Origin of the sequence: Pseudomonas shahriarae (assembly GCF_014268455.2) — a bacterium.
GTDB lineage: Bacteria > Pseudomonadota > Gammaproteobacteria > Pseudomonadales > Pseudomonadaceae > Aquipseudomonas > Aquipseudomonas shahriarae.
This window is the reverse complement of the sequence record NZ_CP077085.1, coordinates 683563-707545: the sequence shown is the minus strand read 5'-3', so window position 1 is coordinate 707545 and position 23983 is coordinate 683563. Positions and strand designations below refer to the sequence as shown.

Genomic DNA, 23983 nt, shown 5'->3' with positions numbered 1-23983 from the left:
TGCCGCCGACGCGGCCGACCCCGACGCAAGAAGGAGCCGACATGCCGCGAACGCTCATAAGAAAAAACCCCAGTAATTTCAAAACACTGCCGCTGTACGTCGAAGCCACCCCCGAAGGCCTGAGCTACCAGAGCGTGGGCATGCCGCTCAACTTTGCCCAGACCCTGCAGCGGCGCAAGCCAGTGGACGTAGCAGACGCCGAACGCTTTGCCCTGGAACTGGCCAACCTCGGGGTGTCGGTGCGCCTGACGCTGCACTGGCAAAACCGCGATTACTGGGTGTTGGTGCGCCAGCGCCGGCAGGACCGTGGCGATGTGGTGCTCAAGCTGATTTCCGGCTACGTGCCAGCCCATGAACTGAACCTGCCGCTGCACACCGCTATTCAGGAAATCGCCGAGGAATGCCTGCTGGAAACCCCGGAGGGCTGGCTCGGCGGACGTTTCAATGACACTTGGCTGCCGGCGCCCTACTCCAGCGCCCTGCACTACCGCGAGGCCTTGCCGTTTCGCCTGTCGCCGCTGTCCGGCGCTGCCCGCCCGGTGCGCTGCGCCAGCATGCAGTTGATCGAACGCCCGCGGGCCTATGTGCACCTGCCCACGGCCTCACTGCAATTGATCTATGACCTGCGCCTGGAAGTGCCCAAGGAAGCCAAGTCCCTGAGCCTGTTCCATGTGGACGAACGCCTGGAGGGCGACCAACTGGTGGCCCGCCTGGACCGCCAGCGCCCGGATTTGTACCTGATGCCCCTGAAGGACGGCCAGCCGTGCGCCGAGCTGTATACCCTGAAGAAGGATCAACTGATCCCGGCGAGCACCCGTGGGTTGTACCTGGCGGAGAGTTTTGCCCAGCAGGAGGGCTGGTTGGTGCGTGATGAGCGGATCCGCTGGAAGGACTGGCTCAGGCAACAGGGCCTGAGCGCGCCGGAGAAGGAATCGAAGTTGAAGCAATTGACCGGGCGGGCCAGGCAGATCTTGCGCAAGATGGTGCCGAAGAAGGCGGGTCGCTGAAGCAGCCCCGCCTGTGGCGAGCGGTACCTACTGGTTGAGTAGTCGCTCCAGACCAACCTTCAGCGGCGTCGGCTCAGGCAATGTGAAGCTTGCCGCCAAGCGCTGGTTGTTGGCTCTGGAGTGCCGGATATCCCCCGAGCGCGGCGCTGTGTAGCTGACAGCCGGCAACGAGCCGATGATTTCCGACAGCGCCTGCAGCAACTGCTTGAGGGTGGTGGTGTGGTTCCAGCCGACATTGATCGCGCCCAGGGGGGCATCCGCCATTTCCACGGCTTGCACCAGTACCGCTACCAGATCCCCTACGTACATGAAGTCACGGGTTTGCTCACCGTCGCCGAATACGGCAATCGGCAGGCCTTTTTGCGCGCGCTCGCTGAAGATGCTGATCACCCCGGAATACGGCGATGACGGATCCTGGCGCGGGCCAAAAATATTGAAAAAGCGGAAAATCACCGGCTCCAGGCCATGCTGGCGGCGATAGAAGTCAAAGTAGTGCTCGCTGGCCAGCTTGTCCGAGGCATATGGCGTCAACGGCGCCTTGGCGGTTTGCTCGTCGATCGAGTCGCCCTCGCCGTTATTGCCATACACCGCCGCACTGGAGGCAAACACCACGCGCTTGACCCCAGCCTGGCGCATGGCCTCGCAGACATTCAGGCTGCCCACGAAGTTGCTCTGGTGCGTACTGACCGGGTCATCCACCGACGCCTGCACCGAAGCAACCGCCGCCAGATGCACCACCGCCGTCGCCCCCACCGCTGCGCGGGCGACCAGTGCGGCATCGGCCACATCGCCTTCGAGCAGTTGCAGGCGCGGGTTATCCAATGGCAGGTTACTGCGCTTGCCGGTGGACAGGTTATCCAGCACGCGCACCGCATAGCCCTTGGCTAGCAGTGCATCGACCAGATTGGAGCCGATGAAACCAGCGCCGCCGGTAATCAGTACGAGAGCATCAGACATAGCGGTAAACCTATTGGGCGGCATCGTTGGTTTGACGAATTTTATCGACAATCGCGGTGGTCGAGCTGTTCTCCACCAACCCCAGGACTTTGACCTTGCCGCCATAGGCATTGACGATATCGGCGCCGACCACCTGGTCGACCGAGTAATCCCCGCCCTTGACCAATACATCTGGCTTGACCTGGGCCAGCAGGTTTTCCGGGGTGCCCTCGGAGAAGCTGATCACCCAGTCCACCGCGCCTAACCCAGCCAGCACCGCCATGCGCCGATCCACGCTGTTGATCGGCCGGCCAGGGCCTTTGAGGCGGCTGACCGAAGCATCGTCGTTGATCGCCACGATCAGGCGATCACCCTGGGCACGAGCCTGCTCCAGGTAAGTCACATGGCCGGCATGCAGGATGTCGAAACAACCATTGGTGAAGACAATGCTTTCGTTATGGGCGCGGGCATCGTCAATCGCCAGCAGCAACTGCTCAAGGCTCAACACGCCACGCTCCGAACCTTCCTCACGCTGGATCGCGCGACGCAGTTCCGGGGCGCTGATGGACGCCGTACCCAGCTTGCCGACCACGATGCTCGCCGCCAGGTTGGCCAGGGCCACCGCGTGGGGCAACTCCTCGCCGGCGGCGATCGCCGCCGCCAGGGTGGAAATAACGGTGTCGCCGGCGCCGGTGACGTCGAACACTTCCCGCGCTCGCGCAGGCAGGTGCATGGCCGGGTGACCGGGGCGCAACAGGGTCATGCCGTGTTCGCCACGGGTCACCAGCAACGCGCCGAGGTCGAGATCGGCCATCAGGCTTGCGCCTTTGCTCACCAAATCGTGCTCATCGACGCAGCCGCCGACGATGGTTTCAAATTCGCTGAGATTCGGCGTGATCAGGCTGGCGCCCCGGTAGACCGAGAAGTCCTTGCCCTTGGGGTCGGCCAGCACCGGGATACCCCGGGCCTTGGCGGCCTGGATCAGCACCTGGTGGTTTTTCAGTGCGCCTTTGCCGTAGTCCGACAGCACCAGCACCTTGATGCCTTCGAGCAACGCGTCGACCTGGTCACTGAGGGCCAGGGCGTCGGTGGCAAAGGGTTCTTCAAAGTCGATACGCAGCAATTGCTGGTGACGGCTCATGACCCGCAACTTGACGATGGTCGGCTGGTGGGCAATGCGCTGGAACAGCGCACGCACGCCAGCGCCGCGCAGGCTGTTGGTCAGGCTGTCGGCGGCTTCGTCGTCGCCGGTCACGCCGACCAGGGAGGCCGGGGCGCCGAGCGCGGCGATGTTAAGGGCAACGTTGGCAGCGCCCCCTGGACGGTCTTCGATTTGCTCGACCTTGACTACCGGTACCGGTGCCTCAGGGGAAATCCGTGAGGTACCGCCATGCCAGTAACGGTCGAGCATGACATCGCCGACCACCAAGACAGGGGCTTGATCGAATCGCGGCATGGACAACTTCATGGAGCAACCCACATACAAAATGAACAGGGGCGCGATATTAGCACAGGGAAAAGCATCGACCGATTCAATCCTGGCGGTCAATGCCAGCCTGGCTGCAATGGCGCCTCAATAGGCATCTGTCACGTGGGAGGGCGCCACCGGGTCACCTTCTTCGAACTCCTTGGCGTGCAACCGCGCGTAGTAGCCATTCTTCGCCAGCAACTCGACGTGGGTGCCGCGCTCGACAATCTGGCCGTCATCCATCACCAGGATCAGGTCGGCTTTCTCGATGGTGCTCAGGCGGTGGGCAATCACCAGGGTCGTGCGGTTCTTCACCACATGGTCCAGGGCAGCCTGGATATGGCGCTCGGACTCGGTATCCAGGGCCGAGGTGGCCTCGTCGAGAATCAACAGCGGCGCATCCTTGAGCAGGGCCCGGGCAATCGCGATGCGTTGGCGCTGGCCACCGGACAGCAACACGCCGTTCTCGCCCACCAGGGTTTCATAGCCCTGGGGCATCTTCACGATGAACTCATCGGCATAGGCTTCGCGAGCGGCATGATGCACCGCGTCGGTGGGCGCGCCGGCCAGGTCGCCATAGGCGATGTTGTTGGTCACGGTGTCGTTGAACAAGGTGACCTGCTGGGTCACCAGGGCGATTTGCCGGCGCAGGTTACGCAGGGTGAAATCCTGCACGCGTACGCCATCGAGCAGAATCTGCCCCTGTTCGTGCTGATAGAAGCGTGGGATCAAGCCGGCCAGGGTGGATTTGCCGCTGCCCGAACGCCCTACCAGTGCGACCATTTGCCCAGGCTCGACGATAAAGCTGATGTCGTTGAGCACCTTCTTGTCGCTATCCGGGTATTGGAAGCTGAGGTTGCGCACTTCAATGCGCCCCGCCAGACGCTCATGTTCAATCACGCCCTGGTCAACTTCTACCGGCTCATCCAACTGCTCGAAAATACTTTCGGCGCCCGCCACACCCTTCTGGATGGTCGAGCTGACTTCGGAAAGCTGGCGAATCGGCTTGGGCAACAGGCCAGCCATGGTGATGTAGGCCACCAGATCACCCGGCGAGGCATCGCCACGCAAATACAGGACCAGGAACATGACCACGGCCATCGCACTGTAGGTCACCAACTGCAGCATCGGCGTGTACACCGCGCCGGTCTTGGTCATCGCCAGCTGCTTCTCGGTGTTGCTCAGGCTCGCCTGCTTGAAGCGCACCTTTTCATACTGCTCACCGCCAAAGCTGCGGACCACGCGGTAGCCGTGGATCGTCTCGGATGCCACATGGGTCACGTCGCCCATGGACACCTGGATTTTCTTGCTTTGCTTGCGGAATTTACGACTGGTGCTGTTCACCATCATGCCGATCACCGGCAGGATCGCCAGCATCACCAGGGTCAGTTTCCAGTTCATCCACACCAGGGTGCAGAACAGGAAAATCACGGTCATGCCTTCACGGATAACCACCTTGATCGCATCGGTGGCAGCACCGGTGACCATGGTCACGTTAAAGGTAATGCGCGAGATCAGATGGCCGGAGTTGTTCTTGTCAAAGAAGCGGTTGGGCAACTCCAACAGCTTGTTGAACAGCACTACACGCAGGTCGTGGACCAACCCCAGGGAAACCCGGGCCAGGAAGAAGTTGCCGAGGAACGAACCTACGCCCTGCCAGGCCGCGATCAGCACGATCATCAGCGGCACGGTTTCCAGCAACTGCAACTTGCCCAGATAGGGGTTGCCGGGGAACAGACTGGCCTCGGGGTTCGCCAAGCCATCGACAAAATACTTGAGGATATAAGCGAGCATCGGCTGGGTCGATGCGAAGATCAGGAACCCGACGATACTCAGGATGAACAGACCCACATAAGGCCGTACGTAAGTCAGGAGGCGAAAGTAAATCGCCAGCGTCGACTGGGTTTTCGGTTCAGGACTGCTCATGGGAATCCGCGCAAATCAGTAAGGCGCGGATCATATCACAGGCCTCTTCAGCCCAAAAAACATGAGCAGGGGCCAGCCTTGCACCAAGTCGGTTAAGATAACCGGCTATTGATGGGAGTCAGGCATGCAAGTAATCGATCACAACACCTATGAGGCACTGCGCGCCGGCGCGCAGGTGCTGGAAGCCGATGGTTCTGGCGACAAGGTGCTCCGGTTGACCGATGGTTGCATGCTCAAACTGTTCCGGCGCAAGCGCCTGCTCAGTTCGGCGCTGTTCTACCCGTATGCACAACGTTTCGCCAATAACACCCGCGCCCTGCAGCAACGGGATATCCCCTGCCCGCGCATCATTGCGGTGTATCGCATCCCCAGCATTGCGCGGGATGCGGTGTACTACAGCCCGCTGGCCGGGGAAACCATCCGCCAGTTACAGCTTGCCACAGCCGAGGCCGACGCCCTGCGTGTGCGTCTTGGCAGCTTCATTGCGCAATTGCATGAGAAGGGCGTGTACTTTCGCTCGCTGCACTTTGGCAACGTGGTCCTGACACCGGAAAACACCCTGGGGCTGATCGACATTGCCGACCTGAGTTGCCAGACCGCCCCCCTGAGCCAGAGCAAGCGCCTGCGTAACTTCAGCCACCTGCGACGCTACCCTGAGGACCGCCAGTGGCTGCTGGGCGATGATGCCGGGCAAGCCTTTTTCGATGGCTATCGCCAGGGCTTGCCGGCAGGCAGTCAACAGGCGCCGTTGATTGAGCGCCTGCGGCAACTACTGGACTGATCTTACTGGGTGATGACCAGTACCGTGGCGCCTCGACGATTGGCGAAGCGCTCGACGATGCGCAGGTTGCGCTCGGCCAGCCAACTGGTGAGCCAGGGCTCGTTGCCGCGGGCTTCGATCAGGAAGTAGCGGAATTTACCTGCGTGCGCCGGAGACATCGCAGCTTCACGGGTCAGTTTCTTGAGCAGATAACCCCGTCCAGCGTAATAGCCGATACGGCCATCATCGAAGTAAGCAGGCACATCCGGCTCGACATTCGCCGCCATCCAGCGCCCCGCCTCGACGTACTGGACCTTGCCCGGCCCGGTGGACACCACATTGGACAGCATCACCAATAGGCATATCGCCACCAGCGCCTTGCCCAGGCGCGGGAACTGCTGGGCAAACATCTGCAGCGCCATCGCCAACGCTGGCACCAACAGCAGGTTCAAGAAGCTCATGTAGCGCATGTTCATGAACTGCTGCTGGATAAAGAACAACAACAATACCAGCAGGTACAACACCGCCGCCCAGGCAAAAGGCCGGTATTCATGCCAGTAGCGCTTGATCGCCTGCCAATTGCGGCCCCGTAAAAACGGCACGGCAAACGGACCGCAAATATTCACAAAGCTGATGGCCATGGTCGCCAGGATGCCAAAGAAGATGATGCGCCCTGCTTCATCCCGGGAGTACTTGTTGATCAGCGAGTTGGCGAACTGCTCGCGCAGCAAATCGAATGACGCCAGGACACTGCTCGGGTTGATCATGTCCATATAGTAGGCAACGCGCGCCGACGAAAAACCACCCGTTGCCGTGACCAACACCATCCCCGCAACCACGCCGAGCAGCGGTAGCGCAATAAACTGCAGGAGTGCCAGGCGCCACTCACGCACCCACAGGCCAGGCAACTGCCATAAGCCCAGCGCAGGCAACAGCAACAACGCTTCCAGCCGGAAGGCTGCCGCCGCGACAATTGCCAGGTGGATGGTTGCCGCACGCAGCCACCCCCCTCGGGCCTGCCAACGCATGGCCAGCCAAAGCGTCAGGGTGCAGAAAAACCAGAAGCCGAACTCACGCAGGATCTCACCGCGAAACTCGTTGAACGCCGGCATCGCCAGCACCACCAGGCAGGCCCAGGGCGCAACCTGCACCGAGCGCTGGCGAACGCAGTCAACCAGCAGGGCACAGGTCCCGGCGGCAAACAGCGAACACCATAAGTGGGCACTCAGTTCTATGGGCAGGGCTGTAACCGAATGGGTGCCGGCCAGGAGCAGCGAGAACCAGGGCCAGTTGAACAGGGCAAAGGCGGCTTTCGGGCCGTGGACGTAAGCGGTCTGGGCAATGGTCAGGTAGAAAGCCGCATCACGCCCGACCGTCGCTGCGCCCAATATGGCGATCAGGGATAGCAGCAGACTCCCGAAAAATGCCACTCGAACGGGATGTTCGACGACAACACTCAACACCCGGGCCCAAAATTTACTGCCTATTCCAACCACACCCCCCCCTTAAAACCTGGCGTCACATCGTGCGCACAAGATTTGGAAACATATATTCCAGAAAAACCACCACGCCACAAAAAACCAACGCCCGGTCATTGCAATCAACTCAGGCGCTTCATAGGTCATTCCAGGCGTAGCGTAACAGGCTACAAAACGCTTACTTGAACATCAGCTGAAGCGCCTTGCGTGTGTACGACCAACGCGTCAGGGCGCGCCAGTCTGTACGCACCGCCTGGCAGTAAAACTGCCTGGCAAGCGTGTACTCCCCAGCACTGAAGCAATTGCGAAACAAAGACAGGCAGCGCTGCGCGAGAAACGCACGGCGCAAGCCTTGCAACTCTGCCGGCATACGCACTGGCGAAAACACCTCGTCAACCAGACTCACGCCTGCCGCCACACTGTGCTTGATGTCATGCCGCAAGCTGTCCGCATGTTTGTAGACCAACGCCAGCGGCTGGTCGATAACCGTGCAGGGCACGCGCGCCAGGGCCTGGGCAAACACCGGGATATCCTCGGCGTTGCGCATGCGCTCCGGGTAGTTGCCTACCGCAAAAATCTCCCGGTGCATGGCGCAGGCGCCATTGGAGATGGCGATGGTCTTGTCCAGCAAATACCCGCGCACCCGCAGATAAGGCGTCGCAGGCAACGGCTTGACGGCATGCAGGCGGCGCTTGCCATCTTCAAATACCGACCAGTGGCCACCGATGATCAGGCGGCTATCCGGGTGAGCAGCAATATGCTGCGCAACCAGGGCCAGGGCGCCCGGGGCCATTTCATCATCGGCGTCCAGGAACATCAGGTACTGGCCCGCAGACTCCTCAATGCCACGATTGCGCACTGAGGCCAGGCCGCCATTGGGCTTGCGCAGCACCTGGAAGCGTCCGGGGTGCTTGGCCAGCAGAGCGTCCAGCACCTGCGGCGTGTCGTCGGTAGAGCCGTCATCAATCACCAACAACTGCGCATCGGCTTCGTCGAGTTGCGCCAGCACCGACTCAACCGCGCGCCCCAGGGTGCGCGCGTAGTTGTAGGCAGGGATGACGACGCCAATCAGTGCTTCAGTCAACGGCTTGCCCTTCCACACCATCTTTGACGACCAGGATGTCTTCCATGATCAGGTACTGCAGGTCGGAGCCGAAGAACATGTTCAATGCGTCGGTCGGCGAGCAGATCATTGCTTCGCCACGGCGGTTGAGCGAGGTGTTCAGGGACACACCGTTGCCGGTCAGCACTTCCAGCTCTTTCATCATGTCGTAGTAGCGCGGGTTGTACTCGCGCTTGAGCACCTGGGCGCGGGAGGTGCCATCTTCATGGACCACTTCCGGCACGCGGGTTTTCCACTCTTCGGCGACTTCAAAGGTGAAGGTCATGAACGGGGCCGGGTGATCGACCTTGATCATCTGCGGGGCCACGGTGTCGAGCATCGACGGGCAGAAGGGCCTCCAGCGCTCGCGGAACTTGATCTGGTGGTTGATCCGGTCAGCCACGCCCACGGCGCTCGGGCAACCGATGATCGAACGACCGCCCAAGGCGCGCGGACCGAACTCCATGCGTCCCTGGAACCAGGCTACCGGGTTGCCGTCGACCATGATCTGGGCGATGCGCTTGGGCATATCGTCGATCTGGCGCCACTTCGGCTTGCTCGGGTGCTTGGCACACGCGGCAATCACTTCTTCGTTGCTGTAGGACGGGCCGAGATAGACGTGCTCCATCTTCTCTACCGGTACCCCACGGGCATGGGACACATAGGCCGCCGCGCCCACGGCGGTGCCGGCATCGCCGGACGCCGGCTGCACGAACAGCTCCTTGACGTCATCGCGGGCAATGATCTTCTGGTTCAACTTGACGTTCAACGCGCAGCCGCCGGCGAAGGCCAGCTTGCCGGTTTCCTTGAGGATATCGCCCAGGTAATGGTCGATCATCTGCAACGACAGCTTCTCGAACAGAGCCTGCATGCTGGCCGCGTAGTGGATGTACGGCTCGTCGGCGATATCGCCTTCGCGCTTGGGGCCCAGCCACTCGATCAGTTTTGGCGAGAAGTAGAAGCCCTTGCCCTTCTCTTTATAGCGGCGCAGGCCGATGACGTTGGCATAGTCGGTGTTGATCACCAACTCGCCATTTTCAAAAGAGGCCAGGCGCGAGAAATCGTACTTGCTGGCATCGCCATAGGGTGCCATGCCCATGACCTTGAACTCGCCGTCGAGCATCTCGAAACCGAGGAACTCGGTGATCGCGCCGTACAGGCCGCCCAGGGAGTCCGGGTCGTAGAATTCTTTGATCTTGTGGATCTTGCCGTTCTCGCCATAACCGAAGAAGGTCGTGGCGTACTCGCCTTTACCGTCGATCCCGAGGATCGCGGTCTTCTCCTGGAAGCCCGAGCAGTGATAGGCGCTGGAGGCGTGGGCCAGGTGGTGTTCAACCGGTTCGATCTTGATCTTCTTCGGATCGAAGCCCAGTTGCTCCAGGCACCAGACAATCTTGTTGCGATAGCGCTTGTAGCGCCGGTTGCCCATCAGGATCGCGTCAAGGGCGCGGTCCGGGGCGTACCAGTAACGCTTGGCATAGTGCCAGCGAGCCTCGCCGAACAAGCTGATCGGGGCAAACGGGATCGCCACCACATCAACGTCGGAGGGTTTGATGCCAGCCTGTTCCAGGCAGAACTTCGCCGATTCGTAGGGCATGCGGTTCTTTGCATGTTTATCACGTACGAAGCGCTCTTCTTCGGCCGCCGCGATCAGCTTGCCGTCGATATACAGGGCTGCGGAAGGATCATGGCTAAGGGCGCCGGACAGGCCAAGAATCGTCAATGCCACTGGGGTCTAGCCTCTTTTAGTCTGCATGCAGGCGCTGGCGCCTGAAAAATATGTGCCCCTCGCCTCGGCGAGAAAAGCTAAAGGGCGGGATTATAGCTTAAAAGCGGCAAAACGCCTCTAGCCGCAAATGGCAGGGAGAAACAAGAGGCATCATCGGAAAATCTCGATACTGCCATCGCGGTTCTGTCGGTAGACGGTGTAGGGCAGTACCAAAGTATCGAGGACACCCGACAGGGCAAAATCAATGGCAATCCAGGGTACCGAGGCAATCTGCTGGTCTTCCAGGCTTTTCTTGCCGTTGGGTTCGCCATTCAGGGAGCAGAAGTCATACACCACCCCGCTGTAGATACGGGGCACGCTCTCGCAGTGGCTGCGCAGGTCCTTGAGTTTCTGGCTGGCTACTGCGTCTTCGCGAAACACCGTGTCGAGGGTGCCGCAGGCGGTGGTCGAAAGGACAATGGCGGCAAGCAGCAGAATATTTGTAGGATTCACGGGCAACCCTCTTTGGCATGGGGCGGACAGCCTAACCCAAGATGGCGTAAGACGAATATGCCGGCATTTTGCGGGAATATTCGTCGGAAACGCCACGCAGAATCGTTAAACTCGCGCCCTTTTTTCCGCGCCCGCGCTGCGCGTCATAGAAGTTGGTTCGCTCATGAAAGTTGTTGCTCCCACCTGTTTTGCGATGTTGCTCCCCAGCCTGCTGGGCCTGCAGCAAACGGCCCTGGCCGAAGAGGCCCCACTGATTCTCGACCCCAGTGTGGTGACGGGCTCGCGTAGTGCCAGCCGCAGTTTCGACCTGCCCTACTCGGTGGACAGCATCAGCCGTGAGCAGATCAGCGACGGCCAGCTGGGCATCAATGCCTCGGAAGCCCTGTCCCGCGTGCCGGGGCTAGTGGTGCAGAACCGCCAGAACTATGCCCAGGACCTGCAGATTTCCTCCCGTGGCTTTGGCGCGCGCTCGGCGTTTGGCGTACGCGGGATCAAACTGATTGCCGATGGCATCCCCGCCAGCACCCCGGACGGCCAGGGCCAGGCCGCCACCTTCAACCTCGACACCGCCGACCGCATCGAAGTCCTGCGCGGCCCGGCCGCCACCCTGTATGGCAGCAACGCCGGCGGGGTGATCCAGATGTTCTCGCGCAACGGCGAAGGCCCACCCCGTATCGGCGCCGAAACCCTGGTCGGCAGCGATGGCCTGAACAAGCATCACCTCAGCGCCGAGGGCGCGGTGCAGGGCGCCGGTTTTGTCCTCGATGCCTCACGCATGGACACCGACGGCTACCGCGACCACAGCAGCGCCCGCCGCGACCAGACCTTCGCCAAGCTCAACCTCGAGCCCGATGACGACAGCAAGCTGGCCCTGATCTACAGCAGCCTGGAGCAGAACGGCACCAAGGACCCGCTGGGGCAGACCTGGGCAGGCTACAAGGCCGACCCGCGCTCGGTGAGCAGCAATGCCCTGGCGTACAACACACGCAAGAGCATTGATCACCAACAGGTAGGGATGAATTACGAGCGGTACATTGGCGATGCGACATTGCAGGTGAATGCCTACACCGGGCGCAGGAGTGTGATTCAGTATTTGTCGATTCCCAAGGGTGTTCCGAGCAACGAACGCGGCGGCGGCGTCGTGCAATTCGACCGCAAGTTCTACGGCGGCGGCGTGCGCTGGATGCAGCCCATCGACAGCGTGCCGGGCGAATTGATGATCATCACCGGCCTGGACTTCGACCAGAGCGAAGATAGCCGTCACGGCTACCAGAACTACAGCGGCAACACCCTCGGCGTGAAAGGCGAATTGCGCCGCAATGAAATCGACACCGCCCGCAGCCTCGACCCGTACATCCAGGCCAACTGGGCCATCGACCGCTGGACCCTGCAAGCCGGGCTGCGCCACAGCACCATGGAAATGGACGTCGATGACCAGTTCCTGAGCAATGGCGATGCCAGTGGCAACAAGACCTACCAGAAGAACACGCCGTCGATGAGCGTGATGTACGCGTTTACCCCTGAGCTGCACGGCTATGTCAGCGCTGGCAAGGGCTTCGAAACGCCGACCCAGGCCGAAATGGCCTACGCCCCGGGCGCCATCGAAGGTTTCAACTTTGGCCTGAAGCCGTCAGAAAGCACTCAATATGAAGTGGGTTTGAAGGCGCAGGTGAACAACAGCACGCGGGTCAATGCCGCTGTGTTCCAGATCACCACCGAGGATGAGCTGGTAGTCGCACAGTCCAATGGCGGACGCACCAGCTACCAAAACGCCGGCCGCACCCTGCGCCGTGGCTTTGAGCTGGGTATCGAAAGCCAACTGAGCGAACAGTGGAGCGCCAACCTCGCCTACACCCGCCTGCAAGCCACCTACGACAGCAACTTCAGCAACAGCGGCAAAACCGTGGAGAAGGGCAACTACCTACCCGGCGTCCCACAGACCACGCTCTTTGCCGAACTGAACTGGAAACCACGGGACTGGGTCAGCACCGCCGTCGAAGGCATGTACCGCAGCAAGATCTATGTCGAAGACACCAACCAGAAGCATGCTGCTCCGGCTTACAGCGTTTTCAACTGGCGTGCACGCTTTGAACAGAAAGTCGAACACTGGACCTTTCACCAGACCCTGCGCCTGGACAACCTGCTGGATCGCCAGTACATCGGTTCGGTGATTGTCGGCGATGGCAACGATCGTTATTACGAAGCCGCGCCCGGCAGGTCGTGGTATGCGGGCGCAGGAGCCCAGTACAGCTTTTGAGTGATAAAAACCAATGGGCAAATAACATTGCCCATTTGGCTCCCACATTAATAACAGAAACTTCCTATAACCCGCCCCCTACACTTTGAAAAGTACCCACCAAAATTACAAAGAACCACAAACAAAAATACCCACTCAACTTTTAAGCAATCATCCATCAGCTTTTAATTGCCACTCCCCATTGGTTCCGTAAACCAGCTCATGATCTATGGGCTCTCGATAGGGATCACCGAAGTTCACATAACCGCCATCACCTTTGCCATTAGAGGCGGTTGGCTGCCATTCCTGGGTATCGGCGTTAAAAAATTCGGCATCATCACCAGCGGTTGTGTCCTTTGGATTGCGCACACCCGACTGCACTTTATCTATTGGGCTTGTTGGATTCACCGGATCTATCGGCTTATTTTTACCGGCCAGATCACTGTAAAAAGAAAACGGATGAAAGCCTGTTATCGAAGTCATTTGCACACCCCCGGAATTAACATTTCGACCACTCAATAAACATCTATGTAAGATATTCCTATCAAGCGTCGATACAACCTATTAACCCCAACAAACAATGTCCAGAGCACTACTTAATCAAAATATTAAGTAATGCCCCTTGCCTTCGAAAACACTGTGATTTCCCAGACCTGAAGAAATCGCTACGACTTATGACGGCCTAACGCGGATCACCCAACTAACTCGCTCACCTTGGGCAAGCGCTGATCAATCACACGATACAAAGCACTATCAGCCGGCCAGTTGCGCATAAACCGCGCACGGTCCTTGGCAAACGCCGGTGCGAAGCTGCTCAGCGAGCCATGCTGACACATCGAATCCAGATCAATCAGCACCCAACGCCCTCCTTGCCAGAACAGGTTGCGCCCCTTGAAGTCACCATGGCTGATCCGCTCGCGAATCAGCTCGCCAAACAGGCGATCCAGGGCCAGCAGCTCAGGCTCGGGCACCTCGCCGCTGTCCACGTAAGGGGCCAGGTGCTCGATCAGGTCGGGCCCGGAAAGGTGCTCGGTGACCAGATAAGCCCGGCTGCGCAGCCAGAAAAAGCGTCGCTCCAGAAGCGCCAGGGGCTTGGGCGTGGCAATCCCCAGGAATGTCAGGCGGTTGCCTTCGCTCCAGGCGTGCCAGGCGCGGCTGGGCCTCCAGAAGCGCCTGAGCCAGTGTGTAAAACCCTTGATGTTGTAACGCTTGATCACCAGCGGCCGCCCCGCAGCATCAACCCCGGCCACCGTGGCCGAGGCGCCGGCCTTGTACATTTGGCCCTGGTCGACAAGCCTATCGACGTTTGCCAGTACCGGCAGCAGGGTAGCTTCTTCTTCACGCCGGATGGCGCGCAGCCCAAAGGCCCCGCGCACTACGCTGAACAAGGTGCACTCACGGCCGATCTTGCCCATGAAGTCTTTCAGGCGCCAGGCGCGCACTTTGCGCACCTGTTTTTGCAAGGCTTCCAGGGGCAACGCGTGCTCGCCGTTGCTTAACAGGTAGTGCACCAGTAATTCTTCGGTAAACGGTTCGAGGTCGCTCGGTAACTGGGCAAAAAACACCCCGAGGTTTTCCAGCACCCGGTTACGTGACAGAGGTTTACCCGCCTGTTCGACGCAGATGCCCCCCCCGTCGATCAAATACAGCTTGTCCGCCTGACGCATCAGGTTATCCAGGTGCAGATCTTCCTGCCACAAACCCTTGGCGTGCATCTGGGCAATCGCACCCAGCGCTTCGGCCAGTACCGCCTGTTGCTCATCGGCCAAGGGCGGCAAGGCTTCGACTGCCGCCCAGGCGTCGGCCAGGCTTTGGGCCCCTTCCAGAAACTCGAACAGCAGCCAGCCGCCCTCACCGTCTTGCAGGCCGTCGGCGAGCAACAGTGGGGTAGTGAGGCCTTGCTCGGCGAGCAGGCGCACGCCCTGGAGTTCGCGCTGGAAATGTCGGGCGGCGTTGCTACCCACCAGCAACTTGGCCAGCACCGGCCGGCCACGCCAGATGGCCGCGCCCACATAACGCTGGCCGGGCAACACCCGCAACAGGCTCAGCAGTTGCAACTGCCCAGGGCCCGCTGCATCCGCCAACTCAATACTCAAGGGCAACGTGGGCGTACGCCCGGCGTTTTTGAGCTCAGACAACCGCATCAGCGGGCCTCCTTGTGACTGCGCCGCCCCGCCAGGTACTGCGCCCAGGTATCCACCAGCGAACTGTCCTCCGGCTGGTCGAGGTAGGCCGCCAGGAATTGCCGCACCTGCGCAGATGTCCATGCGCCGGCACGGCGCAGCAATGGCTCAAGGTCTTTGACCCGATCACGCCGGCCCAGCAACAGCGGCCGGGTTTTTTCCAGGTCGATCAACTGCGCCGCGTAACCGTCGCCGGTGGCCTGCAGGAAGATATGTTTAGGGTAAAAACAGCCATGCACCTGGCCGACGCCATGGAGCTTGCGCGCCAATTGGCCGCAAGCCACGAGGATCGCGTGGTGCTGGGCGGCACTCAGGGCCGGCCACTGCTCAAGCAATGAGTCCAGGTCATTCCAGCCATCCAACGCGCGGGTCAGCAGCAAGGCGCGGTATTCGCCGGCAACCTTGCGCTCGCCATAAAAGGCGGCCTGCAAGGCCGGGATCGCCTTCTGCCGATAGCGGCTGATATTGCGAAACTCACGGGCAAAGGTCGGCTCGCCAAAGGGCCGATGCAGGGTGCGCGTCAGGTAGTTGCTCTGGCGCTTGAGGTAAAAGCCACGGCCTTCCAGTTCCAGGCGGAACACACTGCTCCAGCCGCCGCGACTGGTGTTGGGCTCATCCACTGCGTCCAGTTGCCTGGCCCACAGGGCGTCGAAGTCAGCCAGGCCATTGCGCTCCAGCAAGGCCCGGTCTTCAGTTGCCAGGAAGTCATTCATTCGCGTCCCTCGAAAAACTTCAGCACATGGCGAATCCGCTGTTTATCCGACGTATTCAGGTGCTTGCGCCGACAATATTGCATGTAGAAGCGTAGGCGCTGGGTGGCCGACAAGTGGTATTTGGCAACCTTGTCCAGGCACGCCAGGTCCTTGGTGATCCGGTACTTGAGCCAGAACCCGCGCCAGAAGTCGCCGTTGGGGCAGTCGATCAGGTACAGGGTCTGCTGGTCGTCGATCAACAGGTTGCGCCACTTCAAATCGTTGTGGGTAAACCGGTGGTCGTGCATGGTCCGGGTGTATTCGGCGAGCTGGCGGCTGACCTTGTCGACCCATACCGGGTCGGACAATTGCGGATCCTTGCGTTCGGCCAGGGCCGCCAGGTCTTCGGTGCGGGGCAACTCGCGGGTGATCATCGCCCCACGATCATAGGCCAGGCCCTTGCGCTCCAGGCCCCAGGCCACGACTTCGGCCGTGGGAATGCCCCACTTGGCGAAGCGCTTGAGGTTCTGCCATTCGGACTTGACCCGTGGCTTGCCCAGGTAACGCCGCAACCCCTTGCCGGCGCCGGTGTAGCGCTTGACGTAATAGTTGACCCCGCCGCGCTGCACACGAATGACTTCGGACAGCGGATCACGGGTCAGCCGCTCGCCTTGCAGGGCAAACACCGCATCGAGGCTACCAAAATCGTCCACAAGCTCCGAGTAAGCAGGTTCCAGGTTCCAACCCGCCATCAGAGCGCACCTCCGTACCGGACTTTACGGTCATAGAGCTTGCTGGCCTTGCGCTCCAGCCACTGCAGCAGCGCGCCTTCCTCGGCCAGGATCTGGCGCAGGGGTTGCTGGAAGTAGCCTTTGAGGAAACGCAACTTGTCGCGGCGGGTCAGGCCGATATCCAGGATCGAGAAATACAGGGCCGCCAAATCCTTGTTGCGCCAGCGCTGACTGATGCGCGGGCGCACTTGGGCACGGTGCAGGTCGATCACCGACAGTTTGAAGTCATCGGCCGTCAGCGGTTTGTCGGTGTGCAGCAGGAAGTGGCAGATGTAGCAGTCACGATGGTTGACGCCAGCGCGATGCATCATCCCGGTCATGCGGGCCACCTCGGCAATCAGCGCGCGCTTGAGACGCGGCTCGGGTGGCTGCTTGAGCCAGTCCATGCTCAAGTCTTCCAGGCTGATGGTCGGTGCCAGCTCTTGGGTGACAATAAAGGAATGCTGGTCGGCCGGGTTGGCGCCGCGCTCGCCGTAGGCCACGGCGGTCATGGTCGGTACGCCCACTTCGTGCAGGCGCTGAATTGCCTGCCACTCCTGCCCGGCACCCAGCACCGGCAGTTTGGCGGTGAACAGGTTCTTGAAAATTTCACCCCAGCCGATGCCACGGTGGATTTTCACAAAGTAGCCGCGTCCATCCACCTCGGTGCGCAAGGTGCGACGGGCTTCCAGTTCACGGTAAACCTCACCCTCCAACAGCTCGACTTCGGCGAACGCATCGCGCCCGGCCCAAAGGCTCTTGAACGGTTCGGCAAGAATCAACTTCATCAGTGTTGCTCCGCCAGAATTACATCCGCAGCGTGCTGCGGCATGCTATAGAGGTCGGCCGTCTCGGCGAAGGCCAGACCATTGCGGCTCCAGGCCGCACGTTGCTGCTGATCACTGAGCATCCCGGCCAGGTACTGGTTGAGCTGGGCCTGTTCGAAAGGCTCGTCCAGCACACGCCCGCAATCAGCTTCGCTGATGTAATGGGCATAACCACACACCGCTGTGACCAGTACCGGCAACCCGGCCACCAGGGCTTCGAGCAGCACAGTCCCGGTGTTTTCGTTGTACGCCGGGTGAATCAACAGGTCGGCGCCCAGCAGGAAACGCGGGATATCACTGCGCCCCTTGAGGAACTGCACATTGTCGCCCAGGCCCAGGGTAGCACTCTGCAATTGGAATACTTTGGGGTCGTCCTGGCCAATTACAAACAGGCGGGTGCGCTTCTTCAGGTCTGGCGGCAGTGCGGCCAGCGCCTTGAGGCTGCGGTCCACGCCCTTGGTCTTGAAGCCCGAACCGATCTGCACCAGCAGCAGATCGTCGTCCGCGAGGTTGAATTCGGCACGGAAGCCGGCGCGGATCTCGGCCGCATTCGGCGGCGCCCGACGGTCCTGGGCGATGCCCGGTGGCAGCAGGTGGAAGCGCGCCAGCGGTGTGTCGTAGTGTTTGATAAACAGCGGCTGCTGGACCTCGGAGATCATCAGCACTTGGGTCTTGGCCTCCTTGGCAAACACCGCGCGCTCGTACTCGGCAAAGTGCCGGTAGCGGCCAAAGCTGCGATACAGCGAATGCCGCAGGTTCTGCGCCTTGTCCTCAAAACAGCCGTCTGCCGCGTAGTACACATCCAGGCCGGGCATTTTGTTGAAGCCGATCAAGCGGTCCACCGGGCGCTTGGCCAGGTCGGCCTGCATCCAGGCGGTCAACTTCTCGTTGCGCCGATGGTTGAAGAACGCCTTGACCGGCGCCACCAGCACTTCAAAACCGGGTGGCACGTCGCCTTCCCAGATCAAGGTGTACACACGAATCTGGTGACCGCGCTGCTGACACTCCAGGGCGATGCGCATGAAGTCGCGCTGCAAGCCACCAAAGGGGAAATATTTGTACAGTACAAATGCCAGTTGCATCAGTGCAGCTCCTCAGCCAATAACAACGTGCTCAGTCGGCTGGCCACACGCTCAGGGTTCAGGCGAGTAAAGCACAGTGGCCACTCGCGCTTGAGATCAAACCGGCGCTGGTCTTCAGCGCTCGGTTGGTAGGTGCATTTCTTTTGCAGGCAGGGCGCGCAGGGGAAATCGCTGCCCAGATGAATCTGCGCCTTGCCATAGGCACCGGTCAGGCCCGGGTTGGTCGGGCCGAACAGGGAGATCGTCGGCACATCCAGCGCAGCGGCCAGGTGCCCGAGGCCGGTATCCACCGCCACACAGGCCCTGGCGCCGGCCAATACCCGCGCCACACCGGCCAGGTTCAGCTTGGGCAAGACTTCGGCATTGGCCAGGCCCTGGGCCAGGCGTTCGGCGCGGGCTTTTTCCGCGGCATTGCCCCACGGCAGTTTCACATCCACTCCCAGGCTGCCCATGCGCTCGGCCAACTCGCGCCAGTAGGCTTCGGGCCAGTGCTTGGTGTCCCAGGTGGTGCCGTGCAGCAGCAGCACAAAAGGCTTCTTCGGCGGCAGGCCGAGCAGTTTCTCAGTGCTCAGGCCGTAATCCCCAAGGCCTTTGGGCAGGTCATAGCCCAGGGCCACGGCGAACAGCTGGCGCAGGCGCTCCACCGCATGCTGGCCACGAGCAACCGCCAGGCGCCGGGAATAGAAGCGCGCAGCAATGGGTTCGCGAGCTGAATCTCTGTCAAAGCCCGCCACCGGCGCCCGCACATAGCGGGTCAGCCAGGCGCTTTTAAGCAGGCCCTGGGCGTCGATTACCAGGTCGTATTTAGTCGACTGGATCTGCTTCTTGAAGCGGCGCCACTCGCCACTCTTGAAGGTCTGCCAGAGGTTCTTGCGCCAGCGGCGAATCGCCACGGGGATCACCTTGTCCACCGCCGGGTGCCAGGTGGGGATTTCGGCGAAGCCTTCTTCCACCACCCAGTCAAAGCGAATCCCCGGGATCGCCCGGGCCGCGTCGGTCAATGCCGGCAAGGCGTGGATCACATCGCCCAGGGATGAGGTCTTGATTACCAGTACCCGCAACTCAATGAACCTCGACCACGTTGCCCTGCAAACGCTGCAAGGCTTCGGCTACCGCATCGGGCAGCAACTGGCGCAGGCAATTGTAGTGGCCGAAACGGCAGGTGCGGTCAAAGCACGGGCTGCAATCGAGGCCCAGGCGCACCACTTCGACCTTGTCGGCCAATGGCGGGGTAAAGCCCGGCGAGGTGGAGCCGTACACCGCCACCAGCGGGCGGTTCAGCGCGGCGGCCACGTGCATCAGGCCGGAGTCGTTGGACACCACCGAGTCGGCGCAGGACAGCAGGTCGATGGCCTCGGCCAATGACGTATCGCCACTGAGATTGACCGCTTCTTCGCGCAGGCCGGGGATCAGGCGCTGGCGGATATCCTCGCCCACCGAGTGATCGTTTTTCGAGCCAAACAGCCAGACTTGCCAACCTTCGCGGATTTTCAGCTCGGCGACCTTGGCGTAATGCTCCGACGGCCAGCGCTTGGACTCGCCAAACTCGGCGCCTGGGCACAGCGCCAGCACCGGCCGATCGAGGCTCAGGCCGAACTTGGCCAGGGCCGCGTCGCGGGTGACCGGGTCGATGAGCAGGCTCGGCCGTGGATACGGCGTCGGCAACTCGGCATTGGGCGCATAGGCCAGGGCCATGAAGCGCTCGATCATCAGCGGGTAGCGGGCCTTGTCGAGCTTGCGCACGTCATTGAGCAAGCCATAGCGGAACTCACCGCGCCAGCCGGTACGCTTGGGGATGCCGGCGAAGAACGGCACCAGGGCCGACTTCATCGAGTTGGGCAGCAGGATCGCCTGGTCGTACTGGCCGGCCAGAGACTTGCCGATCCGCCGCCGGGTCGCCAGCTCCAGCGCGCCATGGCCGAGCGGGAAGCTCAAGGCCTGCCGTACCTCGGGCATGCGCTCCAGGATCGGCCGGCTCCACTCGGGGGCGAGCACGTCGATTTGGCAGTCGGGATGACGCTGTTTCAGGCACTGGAACAGTGTCTGCGCCATTACCATGTCACCGACCCAACTGGGCCCAACGATCAGAATATTCATGTAGTTTCCACAAACGATTCGGGGAGGCTCATGCCTCCCCGCCTCGATAATTACTGTAGGTCACGGCTTGTGTGGGAGCGGGCTGGCCCGCGATAGCATCACCGCGTGCTGTCAGCCAGACCGCAGCGCCTGCATCGCGGGCCCGCCCGCTTCCACCTAAAGCCGGTCTCCACATTCAATTGGGGTCGCCGTAGTGTTTTAGCTTAACCCCAGTTCTTGCCAGATCCGTTTCACCTGCCGCCGTTCGTCGGCAAACTGATCCCCGGCCACCACACCCGCCTCGTTCTGCAAGGCCTGGCGATGGGCTGCCGAGCGGTAGGCCTTATACACCTCGCGCAACAGGTGGGCATCGGCGGCGGGCATCAGCCCGACCTGCTCCAAGCCTTCCAGGATGCGGATATTGTCGGTATAGCGCAGCAGCAATGGATGTTGCGCAGACCACGCCAAAGCGGCGTATTGCACCATAAATTCAATATCGACGATACCTCCTGCGTCCTGCTTGAGATCGAACAGCGCCGTGGGCTCGAAGGCATTCGCCGCGGTGCCGGCTGCGGTCGACTTGGTGCCCAGGTTGTCACGCATCTTGGCGCGCATCTCGCTGACCTCCTGGCGCAGCTTCGCCAGGTCCTGCGTGCGCCCCAGTACTCGCGCCCGTACGGCCTCAAACGCCCGGCCCACGTCCTGGCTGCCGACCAGCACCCGCGCGCGCACCAGGGCTTGATGCTCCCAGGTCCAGGCCTCGTTTTCCTGATAACGGGCAAATGCCCCCAGGGAGCTGACCAGCAGGCCGGATGCGCCAGAAGGTCGCAGGCGCATATCCACTTCGTACAATTGCCCAGAGTTGGTCTGGGTGGTCAGCAGGTGAATGATCCGCTGGCCCAGTCGGGTAAAGAACTGCGCGCCATCAATCGGCTTGGCGCCGTCGGTTTCGGCCTGGGGGTCACCGTCGTGGATAAACACCAGGTCCAGGTCCGAGCCATGCCCCAGTTCGATACCGCCGACCTTGCCATAACCGACGATGATAAATCCGGGGTCGCACAAGGTACCGTCCAGGCGTTGCGGCGTACCATGGCGGGCCACGGTCTGGCGCCAGGCCAGGGCCAGCACCTGCTCCAGAATCGCCTCGGCGAGCCAGGTCAGGTAGTCGCTGACCTTCATCAGCGGCAGGCTGCCAGCGATTTCCGAGGCCGCGACCCGCAACCGGTGCGCCAGCTTGAAGTGGCGCAGGGCTTCCATTTGCTGCTCAAGGTCATCCTCAGGGATGCGTGTGAGGCGCTCGCGCAGTTCGGCGGCCAGTTCCGGCGCCAAGGGCGGTTTGAACAGGCGGCCTTCGTTAAGCAATTCGTCCAGCAGCAGCGGGAAGCGGGTGATCTGCTCGGCAATCCACGGGCTGGCGGCGCACAGGGTCAACAACCGACGCAAGGCGTCAGGGTTTTCCGTCAACAGCACCAGATAAGCAGAACGCCGCGCGACGGCCTCTACCAACGGCAGCACACGCTCCAGCACCAGGTCCGGGTTGGCATGTTCGACAGCCTGGGCCAGCAGGCGCGGGATAAACGCATCCAGACGCTCACGCCCCAGGCGCTGCATCGCGCGCAATTGCGGGCTGCCGCGCAGGCTGGCCAAGGCTTTCAGGGCCTTGGGCGCGTCGGCAAAGCCGCCTTCGGCCAATTGGCGACAGGCGGCCTCCTCATTTTGGGATTCTTCCCACAAGGGCAGCCACTCGCCACCCACCACCAATTCGCTTTCCACCCCCTCCTCTTCGTCCGGATCGGCAATCACCTGGCGGAAATGCCAGTCCACCCGGCCACGCCAATACATCAACTGTTCATGGAACGCCGTCCAGTTGGCAAAACCCAACATAAAGGCAATGCGCGCCTGGTCCTCGTCCGTGTTGGGCAGCATTTGCGTCTGGCGATCGGCAATGGCCTGGATCGCATGCTCGGTGTAGCGCAGGAACTCATAGCCGGCACGCAACTCGGCAATCACCGCCGGCGGCAGGTAGCCCTGGCCTTCCAGGGTGCCCAGCACCTTCAGCAGCGGCCGTTGTTGCAGGCTGAGGTCGCGGCCACCGTGAATCAGCTGGAACGCCTGGGCGATAAACTCCACCTCGCGGATGCCGCCCGCCCCCAGCTTGATGTTGTCAGCCATGCCCTTGCGCCGCACTTCCTGCTGGATCAACTGCTTCATGGTGCGCAGCGCTTCGATCGCAGAAAAGTCCAGGTAACGCCGATAGACAAACGGGCGCAGCAGGTCGAGCAGTTGCGCGCCGGCCACCTGGTCGCCGGCCACCACCCGCGCCTTGATCATCGCGTAGCGTTCCCAGTCGCGGCCCTGGTCCTGGTAGTACTGCTCCAATGCGTTGAAGCTCAACACCAGCGCCCCGGCGGAGCCGTAGGGCCGCAGGCGCATGTCGACCCGGAACACAAAGCCGTCGACGGTCATCGGGTCCAGGGCCTTGATCAGTTTCTGGCCCAGGCGGATAAAGAACTCCTGGTTGTCGAGGGCCCGCTTGGCGCCCACGGTCTCGCCGCCTTCGGGGTAGGCGAAGATCAGGTCGATGTCCGACGACAGGTTCAGTTCCACCGCACCCAGCTTGCCCATGCCGAGGATGACCATCTGCTGCGGCTCGCCGCTGCGCCCGCCGATGGGGGTGCCGAATTGCGCGCAGTGGCGCTGGTACAGCCACTGGTAAGCCTGGTCGATGCTGGCGTCGGCCATGTCCGACAGGTCGCGGCAGGTCTGTACCAGGTCCGCCTGTCGGGTCAGGTCGCGCCAGATGATCCGCACTTGCTGGCGGGTGCGCTGGCGACGCAGCACACGCCCCAGCTCATCTTCTGTTTCAGCCTGTTGCACGGCTGCGGCAATCTGCCCACACAGCTCATCAGGCGCAAAGCCGCGGTCCAGCTCGCCCCAGGCCACCAGCTCAAGCAACATCAAAGGGTCACGAACACTCTGTTCAATCACAAAATCGCTGGCGGCACACACCCGGGCGAAGTCGGCCCAACGTTGCGGCGTCCACGCAGACAGGCCATGATCGGCATCCAGCATGGCCGCCGCGTCACGAAATGACTGCTCGGCCCGGTTGGCAAATGGCAACAGAACGGCTGGGAGTTCAACCAGCGTTGGAAGGCTCATGGTCTATCCTTGATCGGCGCGTGAATGGCGAGTGGCTGTGAACGCAAGAACCACGCTCGA

19 protein-coding genes are annotated in these 23983 nt (G+C 61.4%); 3 read left to right on the top strand and 16 right to left on the bottom strand.

Annotation, left to right across the window (positions count from 1 at the left end):
* Positions 1-41: 41 nt before the first annotated feature.
* The gene (locus HU773_RS03105) at positions 42-1007 is read left to right on the top strand and encodes a hypothetical protein (protein WP_057437325.1); all 966 of its coding nucleotides are present in this window, start codon (positions 42-44) and stop codon (positions 1005-1007) included.
* A gap of 27 nt (positions 1008-1034) precedes the next feature.
* Here the strand turns inward: HU773_RS03105 and HU773_RS03100 are convergent, their stop codons facing one another.
* The 3 genes from HU773_RS03100 to msbA form a co-directional block, all read right to left on the bottom strand.
* Positions 1035-1964 (bottom strand): NAD-dependent epimerase/dehydratase family protein, encoded by a 930-nt coding sequence (locus tag HU773_RS03100; RefSeq protein WP_057958127.1) that lies wholly within the window; start codon positions 1962-1964, stop codon positions 1035-1037.
* A gap of 10 nt (positions 1965-1974) precedes the next feature.
* Positions 1975-3411: a bifunctional D-glycero-beta-D-manno-heptose-7-phosphate kinase/D-glycero-beta-D-manno-heptose 1-phosphate adenylyltransferase HldE gene (gene hldE, locus HU773_RS03095; protein WP_057958126.1), complete on the bottom strand. Its 1437-nt coding sequence runs from the start codon at positions 3409-3411 to the stop codon at positions 1975-1977.
* 105 nt (positions 3412-3516) lie between these two features.
* Entirely contained in the window at positions 3517-5337 is a 1821-nt protein-coding gene (gene msbA / locus HU773_RS03090) for a lipid A export permease/ATP-binding protein MsbA (RefSeq protein ID WP_120731370.1), read from the bottom strand.
* A gap of 124 nt (positions 5338-5461) precedes the next feature.
* Here msbA and HU773_RS03085 point away from each other — a divergent pair, with 124 nt between their 5' ends.
* Positions 5462-6118 carry a phosphotransferase gene (locus HU773_RS03085; protein ID WP_186625801.1) on the top strand — a complete coding sequence of 219 codons (657 nt, stop codon included), beginning with the start codon at positions 5462-5464 and terminating at the stop codon, positions 6116-6118.
* 2 nt (positions 6119-6120) lie between these two features.
* On the opposite strand, the gene HU773_RS03080 is transcribed toward HU773_RS03085, so the two are convergent.
* The 4 genes from HU773_RS03080 to HU773_RS03065 all read right to left on the bottom strand — a co-directional run bounded on the left by HU773_RS03080 (position 6121) and on the right by HU773_RS03065 (position 10898).
* A complete protein-coding gene (locus tag HU773_RS03080) occupies positions 6121-7485 on the bottom strand; it encodes a hypothetical protein (protein WP_225923835.1) in 1365 nt (454 codons plus the stop codon).
* Positions 7486-7753: 268 nt separating this feature from the next.
* On the bottom strand, positions 7754-8659 hold the full coding sequence (locus HU773_RS03075) for a glycosyltransferase family 2 protein (RefSeq protein WP_225923834.1): 906 nt from the start codon (positions 8657-8659) through the stop codon (positions 7754-7756).
* A complete protein-coding gene (locus HU773_RS03070; protein ID WP_057437314.1) occupies positions 8652-10406 on the bottom strand; it encodes a carbamoyltransferase family protein in 1755 nt (584 codons plus the stop codon). The genes HU773_RS03075 and HU773_RS03070 overlap by 8 nt, the downstream gene beginning before the upstream one ends.
* Before the next feature lie 150 nt (positions 10407-10556).
* Positions 10557-10898 carry a YceK/YidQ family lipoprotein gene (locus tag HU773_RS03065; protein ID WP_057437310.1) on the bottom strand — a complete coding sequence of 114 codons (342 nt, stop codon included), beginning with the start codon at positions 10896-10898 and terminating at the stop codon, positions 10557-10559.
* A gap of 163 nt (positions 10899-11061) precedes the next feature.
* Between HU773_RS03065 and HU773_RS03060 the strand changes: the two genes are divergently transcribed.
* The gene (locus HU773_RS03060) at positions 11062-13155 is read left to right on the top strand and encodes a TonB-dependent receptor family protein (protein WP_186625798.1); all 2094 of its coding nucleotides are present in this window, start codon (positions 11062-11064) and stop codon (positions 13153-13155) included.
* A 150-nt stretch (positions 13156-13305) separates the two neighbouring features.
* On the opposite strand, the gene HU773_RS03055 is transcribed toward HU773_RS03060, so the two are convergent.
* The 9 genes from HU773_RS03055 to glnE form a co-directional block, all read right to left on the bottom strand.
* Positions 13306-13617, bottom strand: coding sequence for a hypothetical protein (locus HU773_RS03055; protein WP_128593001.1), 312 nt, complete (start codon positions 13615-13617; stop codon positions 13306-13308).
* Positions 13618-13826: 209 nt separating this feature from the next.
* On the bottom strand, positions 13827-15278 hold the full coding sequence (locus tag HU773_RS03050; protein WP_170059411.1) for a lipopolysaccharide kinase InaA family protein: 1452 nt from the start codon (positions 15276-15278) through the stop codon (positions 13827-13829).
* Positions 15278-16030, bottom strand: a complete 753-nt coding sequence (locus tag HU773_RS03045) for a lipopolysaccharide kinase InaA family protein (RefSeq protein WP_057958120.1) — start codon at positions 16028-16030, stop codon at positions 15278-15280. Before HU773_RS03045 ends, HU773_RS03050 begins: the two co-directional genes overlap by 1 nt.
* Complete coding sequence (locus HU773_RS03040) at positions 16027-16761, bottom strand: lipopolysaccharide kinase InaA family protein (RefSeq protein WP_057958119.1); 735 nt, start codon at positions 16759-16761, stop codon at positions 16027-16029. Before HU773_RS03040 ends, HU773_RS03045 begins: the two co-directional genes overlap by 4 nt.
* Positions 16761-17567: a lipopolysaccharide core heptose(I) kinase RfaP gene (gene rfaP / locus HU773_RS03035; RefSeq protein WP_186625797.1), complete on the bottom strand. Its 807-nt coding sequence runs from the start codon at positions 17565-17567 to the stop codon at positions 16761-16763. The genes HU773_RS03040 and rfaP overlap by 1 nt, the downstream gene beginning before the upstream one ends.
* Positions 17567-18688 (bottom strand): glycosyltransferase family 4 protein, encoded by a 1122-nt coding sequence (locus HU773_RS03030; protein WP_115127231.1) that lies wholly within the window; start codon positions 18686-18688, stop codon positions 17567-17569. Before HU773_RS03030 ends, rfaP begins: the two co-directional genes overlap by 1 nt.
* The gene (gene waaC, locus HU773_RS03025) at positions 18688-19749 is read right to left on the bottom strand and encodes a lipopolysaccharide heptosyltransferase I (protein WP_057437702.1); all 1062 of its coding nucleotides are present in this window, start codon (positions 19747-19749) and stop codon (positions 18688-18690) included. The genes HU773_RS03030 and waaC overlap by 1 nt, the downstream gene beginning before the upstream one ends.
* Position 19750: 1 nt before the next feature.
* Positions 19751-20785, bottom strand: coding sequence for a lipopolysaccharide heptosyltransferase II (gene waaF, locus HU773_RS03020; protein ID WP_115127229.1), 1035 nt, complete (start codon positions 20783-20785; stop codon positions 19751-19753).
* A gap of 198 nt (positions 20786-20983) precedes the next feature.
* A complete protein-coding gene (glnE, locus tag HU773_RS03015) occupies positions 20984-23923 on the bottom strand; it encodes a bifunctional [glutamate--ammonia ligase]-adenylyl-L-tyrosine phosphorylase/[glutamate--ammonia-ligase] adenylyltransferase (RefSeq protein ID WP_057958115.1) in 2940 nt (979 codons plus the stop codon).
* Between the last annotated feature and the right edge of the window lie 60 nt (positions 23924-23983).